Source organism: Mesorhizobium sp. B3-1-8, assembly GCF_006439495.1.
Taxonomy (GTDB): domain Bacteria; phylum Pseudomonadota; class Alphaproteobacteria; order Rhizobiales; family Rhizobiaceae; genus Mesorhizobium.
Window position 1 is genome coordinate 67611 of sequence record NZ_VFTK01000004.1, and the last position, 22858, is coordinate 90468.

Below are 22858 nucleotides of genomic sequence, written 5' to 3' on the forward strand. Positions count from 1 at the left end.
GATGACTCGAAACGGAGGAGATTGAGCATGGCGTCTTCAGGCGCGAGCCGATGGCCGAGCAACGGCGGCAATGACGGGATATCGGACGAACAGGCTGCCAGCCTGCGCGAGCGCGCGCGCTTCGTGCGGCTGGAGACGATCAGGCTGATTTCGATCGCCAAGGTCGGCCACTACTCGTCGGTCTTCTCCTGCGCCGAGATCTTCTCGACGCTCTACTACGACACGATGCGGCTGCGCTGCGGCGAGCCGGGCTGGGCGGAACGCGATCGTTTCCTGATGGGCAAGGGTCATGCGGCGGTCGGCCAGTTTCCGATCCTCGCCGATCTCGACTTCTTCGACCGTTCCTGGCTCGACGATTACACCCGCCTGGGCAGCCCGCTCGGCGATCACCCCGACATGCGCAAGGTGCCCGGCGTCGACTTCAGCTCCGGTTCGATCGGCCATGCCCTGTCCAATGGCGTCGGCATGGCGCTGGGCGGCCGCTTCCACGGAAAGGATTTCAACATCTTCGTCCTGCTCGGCGACGGCGAGATGCAGGAAGGGCAGGTGTGGGAGGCGGCCATCAGCGCCGCCACCCACCGGCTGGGCAAGCTCGTCGCGATCATCGATCGCAACGGCTACCAGCTCGACGGCAAGGTCGACGACGTCGCGACGATCGAACCGCTCGATGAGAAGTGGCGTGCCTTCGGCTGGGAAGTGCATGAGGTTGACGGCCACGACGTCGTCGCACTCGCCAACCTGCTGCGCAAGGTCAAGGCCGACACCGGCCGCGAAAAGCCCTGCTGCGTCATCGCGAAAACGGTCAAGGGCAAAGGCATCGACTACATGGAAACCGAACCCGGCTGGCATCTCGGCTATCTCGCGCCGGAGGACGAAGCGCGTGCCCGCGATATGATCCTCGAAGGTGCGGAATGAGCGCGGCCTTGCATCCCGACAGCTGGCAGTACCGCGAGTTGAACAAGCGCGCGCCTTCGCTTGCCACTTTGGCTAACACGCTGATCGAGCTTGCCGAAGCTGGCCATCCGGTCATTGCCGGCACCGCCGACCTGCAGCACTCCAACGGACTCGTCGGCTTTGCCCGGCGCTTTCCCGAGCGCTTTACGCAATTCGGTATTTCCGAGCAGAACATGGTTTCGGCCGCGGCCGGCATGGCGACGACCGGCGTCATGCCCTATGTGGCGACCTTCGCGTCTTTCCTGGCGTTGCTTTGCTGCGAGCAGATCCGCATGGACGTCGCCTATTGCGCGCAGCCGGTTCGCCTGATCGGTCACCACACCGGCATCTCGCTCGGTTTCTACGGCACCTCGCATCACGCCACGGAAGACATCGCGATCATGCGCTCGATTGCCGACCTCACCGTCGTCTCCACCGCGGACGGCCCGCAATTCGCCGCGGCGCTGCGCGCTTCCGTCAACCATCCGCAGCCGATCTATTTCCGCATCTCGCGCGGCCACGACCCGGTCGTCTATGCCGAGGACGCGCCGTTCGAATTCGGCAAGGCCGTGGTCCACGGCATCGGCAACGACCTCACCATCATCGCCTGCGGCATGGCGGTGCACTCGGCCAAACAAGCGATGGAAGCATTGAACGCCAAGGGGCATTCCGTCGGTCTGATCGACATGCATACGATCAAGCCGCTCGACCGCGAGGCGGTGACGGCAGCGGCGCGCAAGTCGCGCTTCATCCTGACCGTCGAGGAACACAATATCCTCGGCGGCCTGGGTGGCGCCGTCGCCGAAGTGCTGGCCGAGGAAGGCGGCGGTGCACGACTCGTCAGGCACGGCATCAAGGACGAGTACAGCCTGATCGCGCCGCCGACCCACCTTTATCGCCACTACAAGCTCGACGGTCCCGGCGTCGAAAGCGTCGCGCAATCCCTGCTCGCTTAGAGCATGATCCCGAAAAGTGGGAAAAGATCATGCTCCCAACAAACAGCTGAGCAGGATGACGATTCAACGTAACGTCATCCTGCTCTAGCAGGCTCCACAATACAGTGAAGGAAAAAGCGTCTATTGGTTATATCCTGTAGAATCACTGCCGGCAGAAGACGCCAGACAACAATGCCGAGGAGACCTTTGCCGTGAACATTCAGCCGCTCGAGCAAGGCAACCTTTCCGCACGCGCCTATGTCGCCCTTCGCGAAGGCTTGATCGCGGGGCAGTTCCGGCCGGGGCAGCGCCTGGTGATGCAGGATCTCGCCGACCAGCTCGGCACCAGCGTCACCCCTGCCCGCGAAGCCTGCCTGCGGCTGGTCAGCGAACGCGGCCTGGAGCTGCGCTCGGGGCGTTTCGTCACCGTGCCGGCGCTGACGCTGGCGCGCTACATGGAGGTGCGCACCATAAGGCTGTCCTTGGAGGGGCTTGCCGCCGGGCTCGCGGCCCAGAATGCGACGAAGGATGACATCGACAAGCTGACCGCCATCCAGAAAGTGTTCGAGAAGGCGGACCGGGCCAGCGATCCGGAACTTTCATTCCGCTACAATCGCGACTTCCACTTCTCCGTCTATCGGCTCTCCGGCATGGAAATGCTGGTCGCTCATATCGAGAGCCTGTGGGTCTCGATGGGGCCGATGCTGACCGTCTTCTTCAAGGAAGGCGAGCACAAATATGTCGGCGCCGCCCAGCACGAGACGGTGATAGAGGGCTTGCGCGAGAAGAATTCGGAAAAGGCGCGCGCCGCCATGGAGCAGGACCTCATCCTGGGCGGCGAGGATTTCCTGCGCTTCCTGCAGGGGCACGAAGGCTTCGTCGCGCCGTAACCGCCGTAACCCTTGTCAGGCCACCAGCCGCGCGACCGCGTCGATGCGCGCCTACGACATGCTGGTGCAGGCGGAAAGCGGCATCTGCGCGGTGACCGGCACTGCCGAAACGCCTTGCAAGATCGGCGTGTCGGCCGCCGACATCGCGACAGGAATGAACGCGCACGCGGCGATACTTGAGGCGCTGCTGGCGCGCGGCAAGACTGGCCGCGGCCGCATCGTCGAGATCGCCATGTTTGATGGCATGGCCGACTGGATGGCGGTGCCGCTGCTGCATAACGAATATGCCGGACGCGAAACCGGCCGCTACGGGCTGGCGCATGCCTCGATCTATCCCTACCGACCCTATGCCTGCCGCGATGGCGCCGTGGTGGTCTCTATCCAGCAGAACAGCGAATGGAAGCGCTTCTGCGAGGTGGTGCTGCGGAGGCAGGATCTGTTTGCCGACGAACGCTTCGCCACCAATGCCTGGCGGGTGGCCAATCGCGCCGCGCTGGATGCCGAGATCGAACCGCTTTTCGCGGCGATCGACTGCGAGGAAGCCATTCGACGCCTTGACGAGGCCCGGATCGCCTGGGGCCGGGTCAGCGAGATGCGCGACCTTTCGCGCCACACGGCCTTGCGCCGGATGGAGGTCGAGTTGCCGGACGGCAAGCGGATCGCCGTGCCGATGCCCGCAGGCCGCCCCGTAGGCCTCGGCAAAACCCCTGTGGTTCCCGCCCTTGGCGCCGACTCCGATCGGATCCGGTCCGAATTCACGGTGTGAGGAGAGCGTCAAATGAGCCTCGATGCGAGCGCGACGCTGCAGAAATGGGTCGGGCGCACCCGCGAGGTCGACGACATCGTTACCCCCTCGCCTTGTCGCCAGCTTCGAGGCAATGCTTGGCCCTCACGCGGCGCGCCGCGACGAGGCCCCGCCCGGCCTGCACTGGTGCCTGACGCCCGACATTGCCGACGCTAGTGAACTGGGCCCGGACGGACATGCCGCCAAGGGCGGGTTCCTGCCGCCGGTGCCGCTTCCGCGCCGCATGTGGGCGGGCAGCGACATCCGTGTTCTGGCGCCGATCCGCAGCGGCGACACGATCCGTCGCCGCTCGACGCTAGGCGTCGTCGAGGAAAAACAAGGGCGCACCGGCCGGCTTACCTTCGTCACTGTCCGTCACGAAATCTCCAATGCCGCCGGCCCTGTCGTCGAGGAAGACCAGATCATTGTCTATCGCCCTGCGGAAGTTGGCATTGCGCCCCCGACGCTGCCGGACCCAAGGTCGCCCGCATCGCATGAACGGATCGTCGACGTCGATCCGGTTCTGCTTTTTCGGTACTCCGCGCTGACATTCAACGGGCATCGCATCCACTACGACGCGCCCTACGCCACAAATGTCGAGCATTACCCCGGACTTGTCATCCACGGGCCGCTTCAGGCGACGTTGCTCATGAACTTCGCCGCGGTCATTGCCGGGCAAGCGCCACGCCGCTTCTCCTTTCGCGGCGTGCGTCCCGCGATCGGCCCGCAGACCTTGCTCTTGAGCGGAACGGCTCGTGGAAAGGGCGAGATGGAAATGCAGGTGCGGGCATCCGATGGACATGTGACGGTCAAGGCCACGGCCCAATGGTGAGCTTGATGACGCCTGTCGTGCCGCTGTTCGTACCGGGCTCACGGCCGGAAAGGTTCGCAAGGATCGATGGCGAGATGGTCGACGTCCGGAGCGACCTGTAGCAGCCGCCTGCTACCTGCTGCACGATTTTCTGTGTTAGCCAATGAACGAATGGCGAGCCTTACCGACGTCGTATAGGGTCAGAAAAAAGATGCGACCCAGGCACGAAGAAGGCGAGTGAATCTGGGAGGATTCATGGTCGAAATCATCTCCAAGCGGGATGGCCCCCGGCGCGAGGACGTTCAGGTCAGGCGGCTGATCGAACAGAACCGCTCGACGATTGTGCGCCTTGCCGACCAGATCAGCAGCGGCGGCTATTCAGCATCCAGGAAGCCGCGCCAGAAACCGGAAGCCGAAGGCCTGATCATCCATGTCGGCGGTGGTTCACCGGTCGCCGCCGAGGCAGAACCATCCATCCGCGTCACCCTCAACGGCAGGGTGATCGCAGTGGACTGGAATACAAGCCGCCAGCTTCACCATATCGGCGATGTCCGCAACCGGAATGGCGAGCAGGTCTTCGTCCTGGCGACGAAGCAGAACGGATACTTCTCGCCGGTCGACGAAACCATCGCACAAGCGCTTGCCGGCCTGGACGGGTCGCGGCTCGCGGCCTCCTACACCGAAGAACAGCTTGCCGCCGACATTGGATTGAAACTCGGCATCGCCTAACGCATCTTGCGAACCGATTATCAGGCGTCCTGACTCGCGAGACTGCAGCACAACAGCATACAGAAATACCGTGCCCCCAAAGGTTCTGTGATGGCTGAATGAAACGCGGGATCGATACCAACCAGATGAAGACCGGAGCGCTTCCGGCGCGTGCGCCGACGGCCGCCGGACAGCTGGTATTGGACACCATCGACTATGACGAGCGCGCCACCATGCGCGCCTGGGAAAATTTCCTGTCCGATCCTCCGAAATGCGCGCGTGATCCGGTCCAGGTCCGCTCGTTGATCCACGATTCCTGGTTCCGCAGCGCTACTGGCGGGATAAATGCGCAGGGCGTCGAAGCGCCGCTCAACAGCAACCGCGACGAGATCGAGTATCTGACCCGCGCCAACGCCGAGCTGCTTTCGGCGGCGCGGCGGCCGTTCGCCTCTCTCGGCCCACTGCTGGAAGGGACGGGAGCGATGCTGGTGCTCGCCGACAGCGACGGCGTGCTGATCGAAGCCATCGGTGACAAGAAGACCCTGCATGATGGCATGGACATCCATCTCGCCATCGGCGGCAAATGGAACGAGGGCGCCGTCGGAACCAACGGCATCGGCACCGCGCTGTGGACCGGCGAACCGATCTTCGTCCACGCGGCCGAGCATTTCTGCGCTGGTATCAAAGGCTGGACCTGCGCCGGCGCACCGATCCGCGACCCGTTGGACGGGAAGATCGTCGGCGTCGTCGACCTGTCGGGCTATTCGCCGATCTTCCGTCCCCACAACACCGCGCTTGTCGCCGCCACTGCCAGGCAGATTGAAAAGGCGCTGGCCGAGCAGCAGCAGCAGCAGCGCACCCGCCTGCTCGAAGCCTTCATTTCCTCCGCACCCGGTTACCGCGGAAAAGACGGGCTGGTGATCGTCGACCACCGTGGCCGAGCGATCTTCTGCAACAACGTGCCCAATGGCGATACAGCCGAGATGACGGACGGCCCGATGGAGCCGGGCCGCGGTCGCTGGCTCATGAACCTGCCGGCGTCCGGTTCCGACAACGATCTCGCCAAGGCGCTCCCGGCGCATCTGAGATCTTGCCACATCACACCGCTGAAGCTGGACGGAAACCTAAGTGGGGCGGCCCTGGTGTTCCCGGCAGCGCCAATCGTTTCGGGCGTGGCGGCGATCAACCGCGAGGCGGACAAGCGGCTGCAGGCTGCGACGTCGATGATCGTCGGCGAAAGCGAGAAGCTGCTGGCCGCCGTCGACGTCGCTTCCCGCGTGGCCCGGTCGAGCGGTGTAACGTCGTTGCTGATAGAAGGCGAAACCGGCGTAGGCAAAGAGCTGTTTGCCCGGCTTGTCCATGCTGGCAGCCAGCGCAGCGACACCGACCCGTTTATCGCCTTGAATTGCGGCGCCATCACCAGGGAGCTGTTTGGCAGCGAGTTGTTCGGCCACGTGGCCGGCGCCTTTACCGGTGCCTCACGTGACGGCAAGGCAGGCGTTTTCGAACAAGCCAATGGTGGCGTGCTCAGCCTCGACGAGATTGGTGAGTTGCCGCTCGAGATCCAGCCGTTCTTGCTGCGCGTGCTGGAAGAGCGTGTGGTTCATCGCATCGGCGACAGCAGGGGGCGGCCGGTGGACGTCCGCCTGGTCGCCTCGACCAACCGCGATCTCAAGCAGGAAGTCGCGGCCGGGCGCTTCCGCAGCGATCTCTACTACCGCATTGGGGCTGTTTCGATCCGTGTCCCTGCCCTGCGCGAACGTGGCGATGACGTGCTGTTGCTGGTCGAGCATTTCAACCGCCAGATTGCTGCCAAGGCAGGCAACAATCCGTTGCAATTTTCAACCCAAGCGCTCGACGCGCTGCTTGCCTACCGCTGGCCGGGCAACGTACGTGAACTGAAAAACATGATGGAGCGCCTGCATATTCTGGCGCGCGACAGCAGCATCGACCTCCAGGATCTCCCTTGGGAAATCACGACGGGCCACGGCAGCGGCACAACCATGCACAGCGATACTCCCGCGGCCATGCTCGAGGCACCCGTTTGCACATTCGAGGATGCCGAGCGGCAGGCGATCAGGAACGCGCTTGCCGCAGAGGGCGGGAACTTGAGCAAAGTCGCCCTTAGGCTCGGCATTTCCCGGCCGACACTCTACCGCAAGCTCGAGCAGTACGGCATCCGACGCGGGTTCGTCTGAGCGGCCGCAAAAAAACCCCATGGCATTCGCGCCATGGGATTGACGATTTCAGTCGACGGAGAATGATGGATCGGCGGCCGATCAGGCAGGCTGCGGCGCCTGTTCGCCGGAACCGACCACGCCGACGCGTAGCGCCAGTCCGGCTGCGGCAGCACCAAGGCAAGGGGCAACGATATAGAGCCATAGTTGCGACAGCGCCGCCCCGCCGGCGCTTCTCCACATGGCATCCGGTCCAGGACTTTCTCAGGGAACGATGACGCCGCGGCCGGTGAACCGCCGGTTCTTGAAGTCGTCGAGCGCGGTGTTGATGCTGGCGAGGTTGTACTCGGTGTAGTGCATCTTCACCTTGCCGTCGGCGTTGAGCTCCATCAGTTCGACAAGCTCGGTGAAGTTGCCGACCAGGCTGCCGCCGATGTTGATCTCCTCGATGACCAGATGCGCGGTCGGCACATTGACGGCGCCGCCGTAACCCACGACGAACAGCTGGCCGCCCTTGCGGACCATCTTCCAGCAGATGTTCTCGACGCCCAGCTCGCCGACGAAGTCGATAACCACATGGGCGCCGCCGCCGGTGATCGCCTTGACCTCCTCGACGACGTTCGGCCCGCCGTCGAGCACGAAGTCGGCGCCGAGATCCTTGGCCAGCACGCGCGCCGCCGGCTCGCGATCGACGGCGATGATGCGGGAGCCTGAAATCGCGTGCAGCGACTGCAACGCGATGTGGCCCAGCCCGCCGATGCCGAGCAGGACGCAGTAGCTCCCCGGGCGCAGGAGCTTCGCCGCTCGCTTGGCGGCCCGGTAGGCGGTGATGCCGGCATCGGCCAGCGGCGCCACCTCGATCGGCGTGACGTTGGCGTTGAGCTTGATCAGCGAGCGCTCGCTGGTGATGAAATACTCGGCGAAGCCGCCATTCATGCCGAGGCCGGGGAACTGGCCGTTGTCGCAGTACATGTCCTCGCCGTGCCGGCAGTTGAGGCAGATGCCGCAGGAGCGGAACGGATGGCAGATCACGGCATCGCCGCGCTTGACCGACCTGACGCCGCTGCCGACCTCCTCGACCCAGCCGGCATTCTCGTGCCCCATGATGTAGGGCAGCAGGCTGCCGTCGGGGTCCATCGTCGGCTTCCACACCCCTTCGATGATATGGAGGTCGGTGCGGCACAGCCCGGCGGCGCCGACGCGCACGATCACCTCGTCTGGTGCGGTGATCGTCGGCGCGGCGACATCCTCGATCTTGAGCTTCACGTTCATTTTCGGATCATATTCGTAGAGTCTGGCAGCTTTCATCGTCGTGTCCTCTCGGTTCCGGGAATTGTTTCAGGCGCGGCCAAGCTTTTCCGCGCCGCCGCCGAGCGCCGGCCCGGCCGTCGGGTCCTCGTCCTCGGCAAGATCGCCGATCAATGTCTCGGTGGTCAGGATCAGCGTCGCCACGGACGCCGCGTTGGCGAGTGCCGTATAGGTGACGCGGACGGGATCGATGATCCCGGCTTCGAACATGTTCTGGTAGCTGCCGGCGGACGCGTTGTAGCCGTAGCCGCCATTGATGCGCGTCACCTCGGTCACCACGGCCTCGGGATCGGCACCGGCATTGGCGGCGATGCGCCACAGCGGCCGCGTCAGCACGGAGCGGACCAGGCGCACGCCTTCGGCGATGTCGCCATCGACACCGGTCGCCACCTTGTCGAGCAGCGGCGCGATCTGGGCGAGCGCCGAACCGCCGCCGGCGACCACGCCCTCCTCGGAAGCCGCGCGCACCGCATTCAGCGAATCCTCGATCAGCTGGATTGTCCGCTTCTGCTCGACCGGAGTGACGCCGCCGGCATAGAGGATCGCGGTGCCGCCGGAAAGCTTGGCCAGGCGCTCGCGCAGCTTGTCCTGCTCGATGTTCGGCGGGGCGGCCTCATATTGCCGCTGCACCTGCGCACGCCGCGAGGCGATCGCATCATGGTTGCCGCCACCGCGGATGATCGAAGTGTATGACGAACTCGTCTTCACGCGGTCAGCGGTTCCGAGATCGTCGACCGTGATATCCTCCAAGCGGCCGCCGAGATCGCGGGCTATCACCCTGCCGCCGGTGATGATCGCCAGGTCCTCCATCATCGCTTTGCGCCAATGGCCGTATTCCGGCGGATGCACGATGAGGTATTTGCCTGGCCCCTGCTTGCCGAGCAGCGTGACGACGACTTCCGGCGACACTTCCTCGGAGACGATCAAGAGCGGCCGGCCGGCCTCGTCGGCGATGCGGCGCGCGGCCTCGAGTGATTGCGGCTCCTTGATCTTGAGATCGGTCATCAGGATCAAGGGCCGCTCGAGCACGGCCTCCATCTTCTCCTGGTCCGTGACCATGTGATGCGAGAGGTAGCCGCGGTCGAAGGACATGCCTTCGACCACGTCGAGCGTGGTCTCGGTGGTGACGCTGAAGTCGGTGGTGATGACGCCTTCGGCGCCGACGCGCTGATGCGCTTCCGCCACCAAAGCGCCAAGCCTGGCGTCGGTCGCCGCGATATTGGCGACGGAGGCGAGAATGCCGTTGCCCTTGGCGGGTTTGGCCGATGCCTTGAGGGCATCCACAACCGCCGTTACGGCAAGCTCGATGCCTTTGCACAGATCGACTGATTTCGCGCCGCGCTCGTTCGCCTCGATGCCGCCCTGGATCAGCGCGTTGGCGAGCACGATGGCGGTCGTGGTGCCGTCGCCGGCGACCTCGTTGGTCTGCATCGACACTTCGCGTACGACCTGCGCGCCCATGTTCTCGAAGCGATCGTGCAGCTCGATCTCGGAGGCGATGCTGACGCCGTCGCGCGTCACCATCGGCGTGCCGATCGGCCGGTCGATCATGGCATTCATACCTTTGGGACCGAGCGTAGGCTCGACGGCCGCGGCGAGCCGAAAGACACCACGGGCCAGCGCGCGGCGGGCCTCGGAATTGTGAAGCATAATTTTGGGCATGACTCCTCCTTCCGCCTTACGGGCGGGTTGTTGGTTGGGGGCCTCGTGCGTGGGAGGCCGTTGCTTCGGTTCTGCTTAGAGCGCGTCGCGCAGAAACGGATTCAGGCGACGCGCTCTAAGTCTTTGTTTGATGCATGTCGTTCTCCCAAAACCGCTACGCACTTTTGGGCGACATGCATTAGGTGGCCGGCGCGCTTCGCTCCGGCACGCGATCCATGATGAAGTCGACCAGCGTCGGCTCGCCGTCGATCACGTCCAGCTCCTTATATCTTGCCTGCTTGAGCCCACGGCAAAGCGCGCCGTTGAACTCCATGTTGATGCGCACGGCGCGCAGTTCGGCGAGATGGGCATCGAGGGCCTCGGACGAGATTTGGCGCCCCTCCCAGGTGAGGAAGACGGGGTCGCCCTGCCTTCGCGCTGGAAAGCGCTCGACAAGCGCTGCCCGGTATCGCGCCTTCTGCGTTGCCGCGTCGCCGGACCCGAGCCAGGCAATATCATACGCGGCAAGGTCCATGCCGAGGATCTCGCGATCCGTCAGCCCTTGCTTTCTCAGGGCGAGCAGCACAGCTTCCTGACGCCGCTTGAAGGCCTTCATGCTGAAGGTCTCGCGCAGCGCGCCGATATCCTCATCGCCGGCGAGTCCAGCGAATATATCGCCGAACGTCTTGCCTTCCTCGATGCCGCGATTGACCTCTTCGGCGAACATGTGGTCGTGCAGCCGGACACGATAGGCGGGCGACCAGGAGAGGTGGTCGAGCGCCTTACGCACGCCGTCGAGCATGAGGAAGGCGAAGTTGGGTGAGCACCAGTAGGTCGGCAGGCGGAAGTCGACCTCCACGCTGCCGTCACCCTTCATCTCGGCCCGCTCGACAAAGCCCATCTCGGTAATGGGTTCGTCGAGTTCCGGGTCGTTGACCTCGCCAAGGCGCCGCCAGAGTTCCTTCTCGCGGCTGTCGGAAACACTGGCGGTTGCCATGGCTTCTACTCCGCCGCGATGCTGAAGGGCGAGCTTGCGAGCGCCTTCTTCTTGGCTTCGATGTCGATGTCGTAGAGACGCGCGGCGTTCAGGCCGAGGATCTTCTCCTTGATCTCGTCGGTCAGTTGCACACCGCGTTCCGCGGCGATGTCCTGCGGGATCTGGTAGGCCCAGAATTTCTCGACAAGCCAGCGGGGCGTCCAGATCGCGTAGTCGGAGCCGAACAGGATTTTCTCCGGTCCTATCCAGAACAGCAATTCGCCAATGACCTCGCCGAAATAGCGCGGGCGCGAATGGATGAAGGGAAGCGCCACCGCCAGGCCGCCATAGACGTTGGTTTCCTGCGTCGCGATCCAGCAGAAGTCGTCGAGGCGCGGCAGCCCGCAATGCTCGATGATCCAGTTGAGGCCCTGGAAATCCGTCGCCGCATGGTCGACGTCATGCACGTCGAACGCGTCCTTGCTGAGCGGGATGATCGTGGGACCCTTGTGGACGTGGACGTTTTTGATGCCGAGCTTTTCGCACAGCTCGAAGCATTTGTAGGCATCAGGATCGGTGAGCTTCCAGCCCTTGGAGGCGCCATTCCATTCGGCCGTGTACATCTTCACGCCCTTGACGTCGTAGGTCTCCTTGAGGAAGTGGATATATTCCAGCGCCTTCTCGCCGTCGCGCGGATCGAAGGCGCCGTTGACGATGAAGCGCTCGGGATAGCGCTTGGCGACCTCGGCATTGCGCTCGATCGTGTTGAAGCCGTTCTTGTAGAAATCCTTCAGATAGGTCGACTGGACGATCGCCACGTCGTCCGGGCCGTCGATGAACAGGTCGCGGTAGAGATCGTCGGCGCTGTATTTCTCGAACTTGCCCTTCTCCCAGAGCTGTTCCTTCGGGCTCAAGCCCGTGTGATAGGCATAAAAGCAGTCAATGAACTGCTTGCCGTGGATGTTCTTCTGGTTTTCCGGGCTGCCATCCCAGAAATGGGTGTGGCCGTCGACCACGAAGATGTCCTTGCCTTCCGGTGTCCTGTACATTTCTTGCCTCCGCAGTCGTCATGTTGATAGGGCGTCGTGTTGCCGGGTCCTTGGACTTGGTCAGATGTATTCGAAGACCTCGTCCATGTTCCCGAACAGGATCACGGTGTTGTCGTCGACGCGCACCATGCGGCCGTAGTGGGTGGAGGTGTTGACCTCGAAGATCTCGGCGGTCATGTCGCGGCCGAGATATTCGCTGATCTCGTCCATCTTGAAGATCAGCTTGCCGTCGCCGTCGATGCGGATCATGGCCGGCTGGTAGGTGACGATGACCCCGGGCTTCTTGCCCATGAATTCGGCGATGGCGCGTGCCTCGACCGAGTCGTTCATGGTGACGCCGCACTGGTGCGAAATCGTCTGTTCAAAGGTGATGTCCTTCATCGACTTGAAGATGTTGGACTGCGAGGCGTCGCGTGCTGCTACTGACATGATCTTTTCTCCCCTGTTCAGCGCTTGAGGCCGAGTTCGCCGAGGATCCGGCCGATCCGTTCCTCGGATTGGGCGCGAACGTCGGTGAAGGAAACCGGCTTGGAATGCGGCATCGACCAGATCGGCTGGAGGCCGGCGGCTGCCTTGTCGGCAAGCGCGCCATGCTTGTTCACCCAGCCCTGGAAGAGCTTCCTGTTTGCCGCGCCATGCTTCTCGTCGTGGGCGAGCAGGTAGGCCAGGTCGATGGTGTTGGCGAGGTTGCGCTCGTAGTCGGCTTCAGCCGCCGAAATCACCGGCGGCGTGATGAAGTCGTGGTTGGCCGCCGCCGCCTGCATCAGGAAACCGGAGCGGAACAACTCGCCGACCAGCGGCTCGAACACGATATTGATGGCGAAGTACTGTTCCAGATAGTCGGTCGTGCCCATGATGGTCTCGACCGCCTCGCGGGTGCTCTGCCACACGCCGTCCTCGAGCCAATGCTTCTTGCCGAGCTCGTCGTCCCAGCCGGCGATGTCCATGCCGATCTCGGCGAGATAGAGCGTGATGTCCTGGGCGAGCCGCAGCTTGTAGGAGGAGTTGGTCAGCGTCGCATTGTTGATCATCTGCGTGTAGCCGTAGCGCTGCGCCTGCATGAGCGACGTGCCGAGGCCGAACTCGGCATGCTTCCAAGCTCCGAGATGCGCCTGCAGCAGCTTGGCCCAGACCTTGTCGAAGGTCTTCGGCGCGCCGGCGCGGCGGGCATTGGTGATGACGCTCTGCACCATCGTCTCGATCTTCGACTGGCGCTGGTAGTGCGTGCGTTCCCACTCCTGGTCGGGAGCCCGGAAAGCATGCCAGTTCGAGCTTCTGGCGGCAGTGTTGTCCTTGATGTAGGCGCCCTTGCCGTTCGAGAACGAGATGATCCAGTCCTGGATCAGGTAGCGCTCGGGGTCGGGCTGCACGTCGACCGTGACATCCTCATAGTGTGTGGCGCGCTGGCCTCTCGGCTCGAAGTACCGATATTTGCGGCTGTCCGAATCGGCGAAGATCGCGGCTCCCGCGGCTCCCGAACCTACTGAACTCGACGTTGCTACCATTGTCTTCACTCCCTTTGTTGCAGTTGCTCTGATGTTGTCGCCCCGGCCCGCCTCAATGGGCCGGGACGGCGTTGGACGATGTGGTGAACCGGTCGAAGAAGATGCGTTCGGTCTCGAAGCCGTTCATGAACAGCACGGGCTGCAGCGCATCGATCATGGGCGGCGGACCACAGGCATAGACGTCGCCCTGCCCGTCGACCGCGAGCTGCTTGAGCTTGGCGTCGACGCCCTGGTGGACGAAGCCGCGCTCGCCGTCCCACGCCTCGCCATTCACATGCGACAGCACCGGGATGAAATTCAGCTCCGGGTGGCGGCCGGCAAGCTCGGCGATCCTGTCGAGATAGAACAGATCGGTAGGGATCCGCGCGCCGTAGAAGAAGTAGACGTCCCGCTTCTCGCCGCTCTTCAGGTGATCGTTGAGGATCGACCATACCGGCGACATGCCGGAGCCGGCGCCGACCAGGATCAGGGGGCCTTGCCGTCCTTCCCGCCGGAAGCAGGTTCCATAGGGCCCGGCGACGCTGACCTCGGCTCCGACACGGATCCCTCCGGAATCGAGCTCTCCGGAGAACTTTCCTTCGGGGTATTTCTTGATGATGAAGGAGAGCTTTTGGGTTTCGTCCGGCGTATTTGCCATGGAGAACGAGCGCGTAATCGTCTCCCCTTTTTGCGTGGTGACCGTGATGTCGACATATTGGCCAGCCCAGAATTTTATCGGCGAGCCGAGCTCGATCTCGATGCCGCGGATGTCGTGGGTAAGATGCTCGAACTTCGAGATCCGGCCCTTGAACGTCTTCACCGCGATTGATTTCGCCAGAACCTCCTCGTCGTAATTGAGGAGCTCGACCTGCATGTCGGAATAGGCGATCGACCGGCACAACAAGACGTGGCCGCTCTCCTTCTCCGTGTCGTTGAGCGCGAAGGTCGAGTATTTAAGCATGTCGACTTCGCCTTCGAGCAGCACGCATTTGCAGGCCGAGCATTGCCCTTCCTTGCAGCCATGCGGCAGCGCGATGCCCTGGCGGAAAGCCGCGTTCAGGACCGTCTCGCCGTGTTCGACCTCGAACTCGACGCCGACCGGCTCCAGGCGCACCGTGTGAGCACCAGTCATCGATAACCTCCCAATTCCTCTCCGGCCCGTCCGCAGGACAGGAGATGGCCTTCCTCTGGAATGTCGCGGGGGTCGGAAACCCCGGCCCCCGCGCTCGGATGGTCAGTTGATGGGCGTGATGGTGAAGCCTGCCCGATACTCGGCCAGATGCTTCTCCCGATCGGCCGGCGACATGCCGCGGAGCGCATTGAGCGGCGATCCGAGGATGTTGCCGCGCACGTCGTCGAGCGTCCACTGCTCGTCGGCGCCGAAGCGCAGGTGCGGCTGCGGGATCAGTGTCTTGCCGTCGGAACGGACAAAGTTGAGATCCTTGATCGCATCGGCGAGATCCCAGCCGTCATAGAGCGTCTCCCATTCGCGCTTGCCGCTGAAGCGGCCCATCGCAGGCGTCGGACGGCCCTGATACTCATCGGCGAAGGCTTCGACGGCGGTCCAGCGGTCGAGTTCATGGGCGAAGGTGTGCAGCTGCCCGTCGATCTCGTCGACCACCATGTCCTCGCGGATCAGGCAAGGCACCAGGCAGGACCAGCAGCGGTGCGGATAGACGTAGCCGACATCGCTGTTGAACAAGAGCACCTTCTCGCCCTTGTGGCTGAGCTTGGCGTACCATTTCCAGAAGTCGCCGAACTCTGCGTACCAGCCTGGGTATTTGTGCTCGAACCACTCGAAATCCTTGTCGGTCTGCGCCTCGATGCGCCAGAAGTTGACCGGCCAGCCGACGGCGAAGAACTGGCCGACCTTGTGGACGTAGTTCTTCTTGGTGATGCGCTCCCAGGCGGCCTGGACATCGTCGTGATGGATCTTGATGCCGTATTTCTCGAGCGGCAGCATGTAGGTGCGGTAGTAGTCCTCGTAGATCCAGCGGTGCCACATTTCCGCGTAGGACTCCTTGTTCTTGTCGCGATTGGTGGTGCCGTATTCGATGAAGGTGCCGATCGCGGCGTCGACGATGGCGTGGTTCTGCCAGAAGGCGTAGCGCATGTCGCGCTCGAGCAGCAGGTGGTTCTCCGGCTCCTTCAGCGCGGCCATCAGCAGCGAGTGACCGTTGCCGATGTGGCGGCTCTCGTCGGATTGCACCGAGAGGAACACGGTCGGCAGCGCATAGTCGCCGTTGCGCGCGGCTTCCGAAGGCATGGCGACGAAGAGCGTGTTGGTGAACGCCGTCTCGGCGACGACGGTCAGGTACATGCAGGCGGCCGTCATGGTGTCGCCGGTGATGAAGCCTTCACCGAACTGGCGGCCGATCGTGGTCGCGTAGCATTTGCCGAAGGCTTCCTCGGTGATATCGAACCCTGCCGGGTCGATGTAGTTTTCCATGTACCACTTCTTCAGATTCATCTGGATGGTCGAGTGGCGGAACTCGTCGACCATCTGCATGGTGAAGCCGGTCCTGAGATCCTCGCCCGGCGCCAGCCGCGCCACCATCGCCATCGAGCGGGCGGCGGATATCTCCGGGAAGGGAATGATGGCGAGGAAGAGCTTCATCCACTCCACCCAGCGCGGCTCGACATTGCGGAACATGTCGCCGCGAAGAGCGGCGTCGAGCGCGCCGTAGACGCGATTGTCCTTTTCCTCCTGCATGGGGAAATAGGAGCGCAGCACCTGCTTCATCGGATCGCGCGGCGCCTTGGCGATCTTGTAGTCGGTCGGAAACGTCATCGCTTCCTGGACATAGGTCGGGTTCCAACCGAGGTCGGAAATCTTCTTGGTCGCCTCGCCCACGGAAATACCGCGCTGTGAGGTAATCTTGTTAAGTGTCAACGACGACATCGTCATAAGCCTCCACCAGGGTTGAGCCATGGATCCCTCGATCCAGGCATGAGACGGCACACAACGCCGCCGGTGAGTTTGCGAACGGCATGACAAGGGTTGCGCCGTCAGGCGCGACACGGGGTCCAGCCATTCAAGTGGATCGCGGCAAAGGTTCTCGAGGTGGACTGCGGGGCGCTGCGACACCCCAGTCGCATCTTGCGATGGGCGTATCGAAGCGCGTGTGCTGCGGCTTCCTCCGGTCCTTCGTTCTTTTGGCACCGCGTCGGAACGCGATGGGCTTCTTATGCAAATAGGTAAAGCAAGCGCCGTGCCAGTTTGAAAATCGGGCCTATGAGCAGCGCCCAGGCGGAGACCGTCGTAGCTGTCTCCGGCGAACATCCGGATGATTGTAACGATATTTTACATCTGTACATTACATATGTAATATTTGTGCCATTTTGTGCACTGCAATATATAATCTTAGAAAACTCGGTACGAATAAAATAGTCCGCACCTATTCATTTCGATTATTTCATACACTATTTGATACCGATGAGCATCTCGAGCGGGAAGCAATGCCGAGAAAGACAATGCCAGGCGACAATGACAGCCCCGGCCTTCCCGGGCCAAGCCAACCGGACGACGTGACCGCCGAGCTCGTCAGGCTGATGCCGAGCGACCTCGTTTTCGTCATGCGATTCATGGGTGAGAGCCAGCACCGTCTGCAAAGCCATTTCCAGGATTTCATCCGGGCCGAGCTTGCCGTCGGCGGCGTCACCACGGAGACGCATCCAATGATCCATCTGTTCGTTGAAAGCCACGCGATCCTGTTGCGCGACTTCGTGTTTTCCGGGGTATCGCTATCGCGCCAGTTTCGCATCGCCGAGATCGAGCATCTTACCGGCGACACCACGTCCATGATCCGCGTCGACATATGGGATCAACTCAAGAGCCATATCGAAACCGCCGAAAAGCAGTTCCTGAAACAGGTAGACGGCCTGCCGGGATTGCTGTCCACTTTCGAAAAACCAGCCGAGAAAAAGTGATGAGCGGCGGCAAGAGACACGACGCTGGGCTGGCCGTGCTGGTCGCTCAACGATTGGCTCTCGTCGCCGAAGTCTCGGCACTCACCGCCGAAGCGCAGCGGCTCAATCAAAAGCTCTCCGGCATCCAGATCGAGGTGCTGCGCCTGGAGCTCGAAATCGGGAAGCATGGCGGCGGCGCTGAACTGGTGCGGGATTTGCATGACGCTGAAGCGAGTGCCGAGGCCATGAGGCAGGCATGCATCGAAAGCGAGGAACGCATCTTGGCAATCGAAGGCAAGGTCGCGGATGTCGACCGCGCGCTTGCCGAAGCAACGAGCGCCATTAGGGGAGACAAGCCGTGAACCAGCAAACGACGCAGAACCTGGCGCTGTTCGACCTGCTGGCACGAAGCTGGCGGCGCCCGGCCGCGGTTGCCGATGTATGCTTCAGCGCCGATGGCTCCGCCATCGCATTCACATCCGTGGACGGATCCGTCGCCATCGGCAAGGTGGCGGATCAGGACCCGCCGGAGGCAAGGATCCGGGTCAGCGGCGATCTCGGACAGACGACGATCCGGCCCCGCGAGAAGCCGCTCGCACCTTTGATCGCTTCCGCATCGCTTGGGGACGGCGATGTCCCGATCGTCGCTTATCGCAGTTCTGGCTTCCTCGTCGGCACGAGTGCGGGTGAAGCCACGCATTTTGCACCCGACGGCGCGATTGCGCCAACGCCGATCAAGATCGACGGACCGATCCTCGCTATCGCCCATGGTGCCCCGAAGGCCATGACGGCCTTCAGCGATGGACATGATGTGTTCCTGGCGCGCGCCAACGATGAAGTGGTAAGGCTGCGCCAGGCAGCGTCCTCATCGACGCACGCCATCGCGTTCTCGCCGGACGCGAACCGGCTCGCGTTCGATTCCGGCAACGGGCTGTCGATCTGGGCGGTCGACGGCGGTCCCGGGCTCATCAACGAATTTTCCACTCCCTCACGCCCGGCTTCCATCCGCTGGAGCTACGACGGCTCATGGCTGGCCTGCGGACTTGAGACAGGAGGCTTTGGCCTTGTGCGCCTGTCAGATGGCCGATCGGGCGTAGTCGGCGGATTTCCTTCGCCGGTCCGGACCGTGTGCTGGAGCACGCAAGAGAACACGCTGTTTGCGTCCGGCGCATTCCGTATTGCTGGCTGGTCAATGGCTGTCCCGCCATTTGAGCATGCGGCTTCCGGCGCGCTGGAAACGGGTCGTGCGGCACCTGTTCCAGTTGAAACAATGGCGGCGCATCCGGTGAGAAGCCTTATCGCCGCCGGCTACGCCAACGGCCGCATCACAGTCGCCCAGATCGGCTCGCGTGACGAGCTCGTCGTGAAATTTTCAGGCAGCGCGATCACAGCGCTGGCCTGGTCCGGCGATGGACAGCACTTGGCTGTGGGCATGGTGGATGGAACTGCTGCGATCGTCACCTTCCCGGCAATGCTTTTCAAATAGCCAGGGCGAAGCCCGACAACAGGAGGATGGAATGCAAACCGAGCTCACTGCAGAGGAAAAGAGCAAGGACGCCTTTTTCGAACGCCTTGCCAAATTGTCGGAAGAGATGGTTGCCAAGCACGGCAAGGATTTCAGCATGGGGGCGCTGGTGCTGGCCGCGCGGTGGATCGCCGAAAACCGGGCGGGTCCGCTGAAGACCAATTGAATTGCCGATGCGCTCTTGACCCGGCGCGCCCTCAAGAATGGCAGAGCTGTTCGCATGTTGCTGGGCCCGGACCCCGCAGGGGCCAACGTGCCACAGCTCGAATCGCCCGCGCCAACGATCAGCATCGACAGTTTGTGATCGGGAACTCAACGGGCAAGATAGCCACCGTCAACCGCCAGGACATGGCCGGTGACGATCTTGGCAGCCGGTGACGCCAGATACAGAACCGCCGCCGCCACATCAGCCGTGTCGGCGAAAGCGCGCATCGGCATCAGGTCCAGCAATGTCTTCGACATCTGCGGGTCGTCAAGCAAGGCCTTGGTGAACTCCGTCCGGACCCAGGTCGGAGCGATGGCATTCACACGGATACCGCGTGGCGCCCATTCGACCGCGAGGCCGCGGGTCAGGTTGATGAGCCCGCCCTTGCTGGCATGGTAGGAGGCGATCGGATAGATGCCCCCGCCGGAGGCGCCCATAATCGAAGCGATGTTGACGATGGCGCCGCCGCCGGCCTTGGTCATCTCCTCCGCAGCCCTGCAGGAGCAGTTGAAAGCGGCGTTGAGATTGACCTCCATGACCTCGCGCCAAACCTCCATGCTGGTTTCCAAGGCCGGCGTCCGGCGCACCAGGGCGGCATTGTTGACCAGGATATCCAACCGTCCGAAATGCGCCACGGCGGCGCCGAAGGCCTGCGAGACCTGATTCGGGCTTGAGATGTCCGCCACCAGCTCCAGCGCATTGCCTCCCTGCGCGGCGATCGCGGCAGTCGCGTCGGCCGAGGCTTCGCCGTCGCGATCGAGCACGGCTACGCCGGCGCCGGCGTTGGCAAGAAGCAGCCCCGTCTCCTTGCCGATGCCGCGTCCGCCGCCGGTGATCAGCGCTACCTTGCCTTCAAGCGAGAACAGTTGCTGGATCGTCATCATCCCTGGCCTCAATGGATCGCCGCATACATGATCTTTTCTTCCGTCGCCTCGGCCGAGGAGAATTCCTCGACGATGCGGCCCTGGCGGGCCACCAGGATGCGGTCGGAAAGGCTGAGTATTTCGGGCAGGTAGGAGGAGATGACCACCACCGCGATACCTTGTGCCGCCAGCGAGCGGATGAAGTCGTGGATCTCCTGGATTGCGCCGACGTCGACGCCGCGTGTCGGCTCGTCGAAGAACACGACCTTTGGGTTCTGCACCAGCGACTTCGCCACGACCACCTTCTGCTGGTTGCCGCCCGACAGTTCGATGATCTTGGCGCGGCTGTTGATGGCCCGGACCTTCATGCGCTGCACCCATTCGTTGCCGACGCGGGACTGCTCCTTGCGCGACAAAAATACGGTGCGGCCTTCCGGCGTGGAGATGCGCCCGAGATAGATGTTCTCATCGATGCGCATGGTCTCGAAGAAGCCGTTCAGCTTGCGGTCCTCGGTGATGTAGACGATGCCGTCGGCGACAGCCTGGCGCGGTATGCGATAGCGGATCGGCTTGCCGTTCAGGTAGATCATGCCGCCATAGATGAAATTGCGCTTCAGGACACCGCTGACGACCTTGGCGATCTCGGTGCGCCCCGAGCCGATCAAGCCGGAGATGCCGGTGATCTCGCCGGCATAGACCGAGAACGACATGTTGCGGACCATCTTGCCCATGATGACGTTCTGGACCGACAGCACCTTCTTCTTGCGGGTGCCATGCGCCCGCGGCTTGCGGGCATCGGCATAGTAGGTCTGCGACAGGTCTCGTCCGACCATGTGCTTGACCAGGATTTCGCGGCTGAGTTCGGTCGTCGGGCCGGAATGGACGCGCTCGCCGTCGCGCAGCACGGTGACCCGGTCGGTCAGTTCCAGTGCCTCTTCCAGCGCGTGCGAGATGAAGATGATGGCAACCTCTTCCGCCTTGAGCCGGCGGATCAGATCGAAGAAATGCAGCTTCTCCTCGGGCGTCAGTGTCGCGGTCGGCTCGTCGAAGATGATCAGGCGCGCCCGGTGATGCACGGCACGCGCGATCTCGACCATCTGCTTCTGTGCCGCGCCCAGCGTGGACACCATGGCGGTCGGGTCGACATGGAAATTCATCGACTGAAGCAGTTGCTGAGCAGCGATGTACATGCCGCGCAGGCGGGTCATATATTTCTCCCGGCCGAGGATGATGTTTTGCGCCACCGTCATGGTCGGGATCAGGCTGGTCTCCTGGTAAACCATGACGATGCCGGCGCGCAGCGCGTCCGCCGGCGTGGCGAAGGATTGTTTCTGGCCGTCGAGCAGGATGTCGCCGGACGACAGCGAGATTGCTCCTGCCAGCGCCTTGCACAGCGTCGACTTGCCGGCGCCGTTCTCGCCGACAAGTCCATGGATCTCGCCCCGGCCTATATCGAAGTCGACGCCGCTGATGGCCCGCGCCCCGCCGTAAACCTTGGTTCCCTTGAGAACACGCAGCATCGGCTCTTCGCAGTTCTCCGTGGTCATTGCGTCAGCCTCGCGGTCACCTGCATGATCTTGCTATTGCCCTTGGACGCGACGAACACCTCGGGCCCGTCGGTCGCCACGCCGGTGATACCATGACACGTCCCGCCGACGCGGCTGTGCAGGCTGGATTCCGGCTCGAGCTCATCGTCGAGGAAGATGATCAATCCATAGGAGCGCGGCGGCGCCCACGCCTTAAGGCTGCCGTGTTTCTTCAGCCCGCCGCCCTGGACCGGTTCCAGGTAGTGCCCCTCCGATCGCAACGCTGGCGCGATCCAGAATGCCGGCTCGATCCGCTCGATCATCTTGCGCCGGTAGGAATCCTCGGTCAGCACGAAATCGACCAATTGCGTGCGCAAGGCGAACATGGTGAGGCAGTAGCCGGTCCCATAAGGAACGATCCGGGCAGGATAGCCGGGCAGATTCTGCTGCACCGCCACCGGACGATGCTTCGCGGCGGCTGGCCCCAAAGGCAGTCTGAGCAGGTCATGCGTCCAGGCTTCGGATACGATCAGCGAGGAGCCGTCGAGCGCCACGCATATCCCGTTCGGGTAGCCGAGCCCGGCGGCGATCACGTCGACCTGCCCGCCGCCGGCGCCGATCCGCAACACGCGGCCGGATCGACGCTTCTGCATGAGGTCATAGGCCCAGCGGTCAGGCGTGTTGTCGCGCGAACCGTCACAGACGTAGATCTCACCCTCGGGGCCAACGACAAGCGCCGTCGGGCACTTCAACCCCCCCTGGCCCTCGATGCCCAGCATGCGGCCTTCGTCCGGCCCACCGACCAGGGCAATGCCCCGCCCGGCCACGCATACCGCCACGCCGCCCGCCGGATGGGCGGCGACCCCGGTAGCCCGTCCGTCGAACTCGGCGACCACGGTCGGATCGGAGAAATCAGCATTGTTGAAGCGATAGACGCTGCGGCCCGCGGTCACATAAGCGCTGCCATCCGTCGCCACGGCGATGTCGTCGGGTTCGGCGATGGCGGTGCTGAGCACCGGGCATTCCTCCAGCGCCGAGTTCGGCCGCATCGGACCGTCCAGCACCGGGTTGGCGCGGCGGTCCCGGTTGCGGAACAGAAGCTCTTTCAGAATGTCAACGACCACGCTGCTCATC

Annotated in this window: 23 protein-coding genes; 11 read left to right on the forward strand and 12 right to left on the reverse strand. The window is 63.1% G+C overall.

The annotated features are described in order from the left end of the window. Positions 1–27: 27 nt before the first annotated feature. The 7 genes from FJ424_RS05060 to FJ424_RS05090 all read left to right on the forward strand — a co-directional run bounded on the left by FJ424_RS05060 (position 28) and on the right by FJ424_RS05090 (position 7259). Positions 28–915 carry a transketolase gene (locus FJ424_RS05060; RefSeq protein WP_140652800.1) on the forward strand — a complete coding sequence of 296 codons (888 nt, stop codon included), beginning with the start codon at positions 28–30 and terminating at the stop codon, positions 913–915. Next, positions 912–1889 carry a transketolase C-terminal domain-containing protein gene (locus tag FJ424_RS05065; RefSeq protein ID WP_140652799.1) on the forward strand — a complete coding sequence of 326 codons (978 nt, stop codon included), beginning with the start codon at positions 912–914 and terminating at the stop codon, positions 1887–1889. The genes FJ424_RS05060 and FJ424_RS05065 overlap by 4 nt, the downstream gene beginning before the upstream one ends. Positions 1890–2080: 191 nt before the next feature. Then, entirely contained in the window at positions 2081–2758 is a 678-nt protein-coding gene (locus FJ424_RS05070) for a GntR family transcriptional regulator (protein WP_140640404.1), read from the forward strand. 43 nt (positions 2759–2801) lie between these two features. After that, positions 2802–3524 carry a CaiB/BaiF CoA-transferase family protein gene (locus tag FJ424_RS05075; protein WP_140652797.1) on the forward strand — a complete coding sequence of 241 codons (723 nt, stop codon included), beginning with the start codon at positions 2802–2804 and terminating at the stop codon, positions 3522–3524. A 112-nt stretch (positions 3525–3636) separates the two neighbouring features. Continuing rightward, complete coding sequence (locus FJ424_RS05080; protein ID WP_246677143.1) at positions 3637–4374, forward strand: MaoC family dehydratase N-terminal domain-containing protein; 738 nt, start codon at positions 3637–3639, stop codon at positions 4372–4374. A gap of 234 nt (positions 4375–4608) precedes the next feature. Then, positions 4609–5082: a hypothetical protein gene (locus FJ424_RS05085; RefSeq protein WP_140652795.1), complete on the forward strand. Its 474-nt coding sequence runs from the start codon at positions 4609–4611 to the stop codon at positions 5080–5082. 98 nt (positions 5083–5180) lie between these two features. Then, positions 5181–7259 carry a sigma-54-dependent Fis family transcriptional regulator gene (locus tag FJ424_RS05090; RefSeq protein WP_140652793.1) on the forward strand — a complete coding sequence of 693 codons (2079 nt, stop codon included), beginning with the start codon at positions 5181–5183 and terminating at the stop codon, positions 7257–7259. A gap of 81 nt (positions 7260–7340) precedes the next feature. Here FJ424_RS05090 and FJ424_RS33450 read toward each other — a convergent pair whose 3' ends face one another. The 9 genes from FJ424_RS33450 to FJ424_RS05130 form a co-directional block, all read right to left on the reverse strand. After that, a complete protein-coding gene (locus tag FJ424_RS33450) occupies positions 7341–7481 on the reverse strand; it encodes a hypothetical protein (RefSeq protein WP_181181483.1) in 141 nt (46 codons plus the stop codon). A gap of 21 nt (positions 7482–7502) precedes the next feature. Beyond that, positions 7503–8546, reverse strand: coding sequence for an NAD(P)-dependent alcohol dehydrogenase (locus FJ424_RS05095; protein WP_140652791.1), 1044 nt, complete (start codon positions 8544–8546; stop codon positions 7503–7505). Positions 8547–8576: 30 nt separating this feature from the next. Next, the gene (locus FJ424_RS05100; protein ID WP_140652790.1) at positions 8577–10208 is read right to left on the reverse strand and encodes a molecular chaperone GroEL; all 1632 of its coding nucleotides are present in this window, start codon (positions 10206–10208) and stop codon (positions 8577–8579) included. A gap of 178 nt (positions 10209–10386) precedes the next feature. Beyond that, positions 10387–11184, reverse strand: coding sequence for an iron-sulfur cluster assembly protein (locus FJ424_RS05105; RefSeq protein WP_140652788.1), 798 nt, complete (start codon positions 11182–11184; stop codon positions 10387–10389). Positions 11185–11189: 5 nt separating this feature from the next. After that, the gene (locus FJ424_RS05110) at positions 11190–12212 is read right to left on the reverse strand and encodes an amidohydrolase family protein (protein ID WP_140652786.1); all 1023 of its coding nucleotides are present in this window, start codon (positions 12210–12212) and stop codon (positions 11190–11192) included. A gap of 60 nt (positions 12213–12272) precedes the next feature. Further along, entirely contained in the window at positions 12273–12641 is a 369-nt protein-coding gene (locus FJ424_RS05115) for an MmoB/DmpM family protein (RefSeq protein ID WP_140535648.1), read from the reverse strand. Between the two features lie 17 nt (positions 12642–12658). Further along, on the reverse strand, positions 12659–13717 hold the full coding sequence (locus FJ424_RS05120; protein ID WP_140652784.1) for an aromatic/alkene monooxygenase hydroxylase subunit beta: 1059 nt from the start codon (positions 13715–13717) through the stop codon (positions 12659–12661). 52 nt (positions 13718–13769) lie between these two features. Further along, positions 13770–14828 (reverse strand): 2Fe-2S iron-sulfur cluster binding domain-containing protein, encoded by a 1059-nt coding sequence (locus FJ424_RS05125; RefSeq protein WP_140652783.1) that lies wholly within the window; start codon positions 14826–14828, stop codon positions 13770–13772. 102 nt (positions 14829–14930) lie between these two features. Then, on the reverse strand, positions 14931–16604 hold the full coding sequence (locus tag FJ424_RS05130; RefSeq protein WP_210239389.1) for an aromatic/alkene/methane monooxygenase hydroxylase/oxygenase subunit alpha: 1674 nt from the start codon (positions 16602–16604) through the stop codon (positions 14931–14933). Between the two features lie 566 nt (positions 16605–17170). Between FJ424_RS05130 and FJ424_RS05135 the strand changes: the two genes are divergently transcribed. The 4 genes from FJ424_RS05135 to FJ424_RS33455 are packed head-to-tail and all read left to right on the forward strand — an operon-like array spanning position 17171 to position 19296. Continuing rightward, positions 17171–17626, forward strand: coding sequence for a hypothetical protein (locus FJ424_RS05135; RefSeq protein ID WP_140652781.1), 456 nt, complete (start codon positions 17171–17173; stop codon positions 17624–17626). Next, positions 17626–17967 carry a hypothetical protein gene (locus FJ424_RS05140; protein WP_140652779.1) on the forward strand — a complete coding sequence of 114 codons (342 nt, stop codon included), beginning with the start codon at positions 17626–17628 and terminating at the stop codon, positions 17965–17967. The genes FJ424_RS05135 and FJ424_RS05140 overlap by 1 nt, the downstream gene beginning before the upstream one ends. Further along, positions 17964–19091 carry a WD40 repeat domain-containing protein gene (locus FJ424_RS05145; protein WP_140652777.1) on the forward strand — a complete coding sequence of 376 codons (1128 nt, stop codon included), beginning with the start codon at positions 17964–17966 and terminating at the stop codon, positions 19089–19091. Before FJ424_RS05140 ends, FJ424_RS05145 begins: the two co-directional genes overlap by 4 nt. 31 nt (positions 19092–19122) lie before the next feature. Continuing rightward, the gene (locus FJ424_RS33455) at positions 19123–19296 is read left to right on the forward strand and encodes a hypothetical protein (protein WP_181167035.1); all 174 of its coding nucleotides are present in this window, start codon (positions 19123–19125) and stop codon (positions 19294–19296) included. 146 nt (positions 19297–19442) lie between these two features. Here the strand turns inward: FJ424_RS33455 and FJ424_RS05150 are convergent, their stop codons facing one another. Genes FJ424_RS05150 through FJ424_RS05160 form a run of 3 tightly spaced genes read right to left on the reverse strand, consistent with a single transcriptional unit; the run spans position 19443 to position 22857 of the window. Next, entirely contained in the window at positions 19443–20219 is a 777-nt protein-coding gene (locus FJ424_RS05150; protein WP_140652774.1) for a glucose 1-dehydrogenase, read from the reverse strand. 8 nt (positions 20220–20227) lie between these two features. After that, positions 20228–21745 carry a sugar ABC transporter ATP-binding protein gene (locus tag FJ424_RS05155; protein WP_140652772.1) on the reverse strand — a complete coding sequence of 506 codons (1518 nt, stop codon included), beginning with the start codon at positions 21743–21745 and terminating at the stop codon, positions 20228–20230. After that, a complete protein-coding gene (locus tag FJ424_RS05160; protein WP_140652770.1) occupies positions 21742–22857 on the reverse strand; it encodes an SMP-30/gluconolactonase/LRE family protein in 1116 nt (371 codons plus the stop codon). The genes FJ424_RS05155 and FJ424_RS05160 overlap by 4 nt, the downstream gene beginning before the upstream one ends. Position 22858: the final 1 nt, after the last annotated feature.

Bases quoted from the DNA above. Each gene is read 5' to 3' on its own strand.
- FJ424_RS05060 (WP_140652800.1), top strand. From the start codon at position 28: ATGGCGTCTTCAGGCGCGAGCCGATGGCCGAGCAACGGCGGCAATGAC.
- FJ424_RS05065 (WP_140652799.1), top strand. From the start codon at position 912: ATGAGCGCGGCCTTGCATCCCGACAGCTGGCAGTACCGCGAGTTGAAC.
- FJ424_RS05075 (WP_140652797.1), top strand. From the start codon at position 2,802: ATGCGCGCCTACGACATGCTGGTGCAGGCGGAAAGCGGCATCTGCGCG.
- FJ424_RS05080 (WP_246677143.1), top strand. From the start codon at position 3,637: ATGCTTGGCCCTCACGCGGCGCGCCGCGACGAGGCCCCGCCCGGCCTG.
- FJ424_RS05085 (WP_140652795.1), top strand. From the start codon at position 4,609: ATGGTCGAAATCATCTCCAAGCGGGATGGCCCCCGGCGCGAGGACGTT.
- FJ424_RS05090 (WP_140652793.1), top strand. From the start codon at position 5,181: ATGAAACGCGGGATCGATACCAACCAGATGAAGACCGGAGCGCTTCCG.
- FJ424_RS33450 (WP_181181483.1), bottom strand. From the start codon at position 7,481: ATGTGGAGAAGCGCCGGCGGGGCGGCGCTGTCGCAACTATGGCTCTAT.
- FJ424_RS05095 (WP_140652791.1), bottom strand. From the start codon at position 8,546: ATGAAAGCTGCCAGACTCTACGAATATGATCCGAAAATGAACGTGAAG.
- FJ424_RS05100 (WP_140652790.1), bottom strand. From the start codon at position 10,208: ATGCCCAAAATTATGCTTCACAATTCCGAGGCCCGCCGCGCGCTGGCC.
- FJ424_RS05105 (WP_140652788.1), bottom strand. From the start codon at position 11,184: ATGGCAACCGCCAGTGTTTCCGACAGCCGCGAGAAGGAACTCTGGCGG.
- FJ424_RS05110 (WP_140652786.1), bottom strand. From the start codon at position 12,212: ATGTACAGGACACCGGAAGGCAAGGACATCTTCGTGGTCGACGGCCAC.
- FJ424_RS05115 (WP_140535648.1), bottom strand. From the start codon at position 12,641: ATGTCAGTAGCAGCACGCGACGCCTCGCAGTCCAACATCTTCAAGTCG.
- FJ424_RS05120 (WP_140652784.1), bottom strand. From the start codon at position 13,717: ATGGTAGCAACGTCGAGTTCAGTAGGTTCGGGAGCCGCGGGAGCCGCG.
- FJ424_RS05125 (WP_140652783.1), bottom strand. From the start codon at position 14,828: ATGACTGGTGCTCACACGGTGCGCCTGGAGCCGGTCGGCGTCGAGTTC.
- FJ424_RS05130 (WP_210239389.1), bottom strand. From the start codon at position 16,604: ATGACGATGTCGTCGTTGACACTTAACAAGATTACCTCACAGCGCGGT.
- FJ424_RS05135 (WP_140652781.1), top strand. From the start codon at position 17,171: ATGCCAGGCGACAATGACAGCCCCGGCCTTCCCGGGCCAAGCCAACCG.
- FJ424_RS05140 (WP_140652779.1), top strand. From the start codon at position 17,626: ATGAGCGGCGGCAAGAGACACGACGCTGGGCTGGCCGTGCTGGTCGCT.
- FJ424_RS33455 (WP_181167035.1), top strand. From the start codon at position 19,123: ATGCAAACCGAGCTCACTGCAGAGGAAAAGAGCAAGGACGCCTTTTTC.
- FJ424_RS05150 (WP_140652774.1), bottom strand. From the start codon at position 20,219: ATGATGACGATCCAGCAACTGTTCTCGCTTGAAGGCAAGGTAGCGCTG.
- FJ424_RS05155 (WP_140652772.1), bottom strand. From the start codon at position 21,745: ATGACCACGGAGAACTGCGAAGAGCCGATGCTGCGTGTTCTCAAGGGA.
- FJ424_RS05160 (WP_140652770.1), bottom strand. From the start codon at position 22,857: ATGAGCAGCGTGGTCGTTGACATTCTGAAAGAGCTTCTGTTCCGCAAC.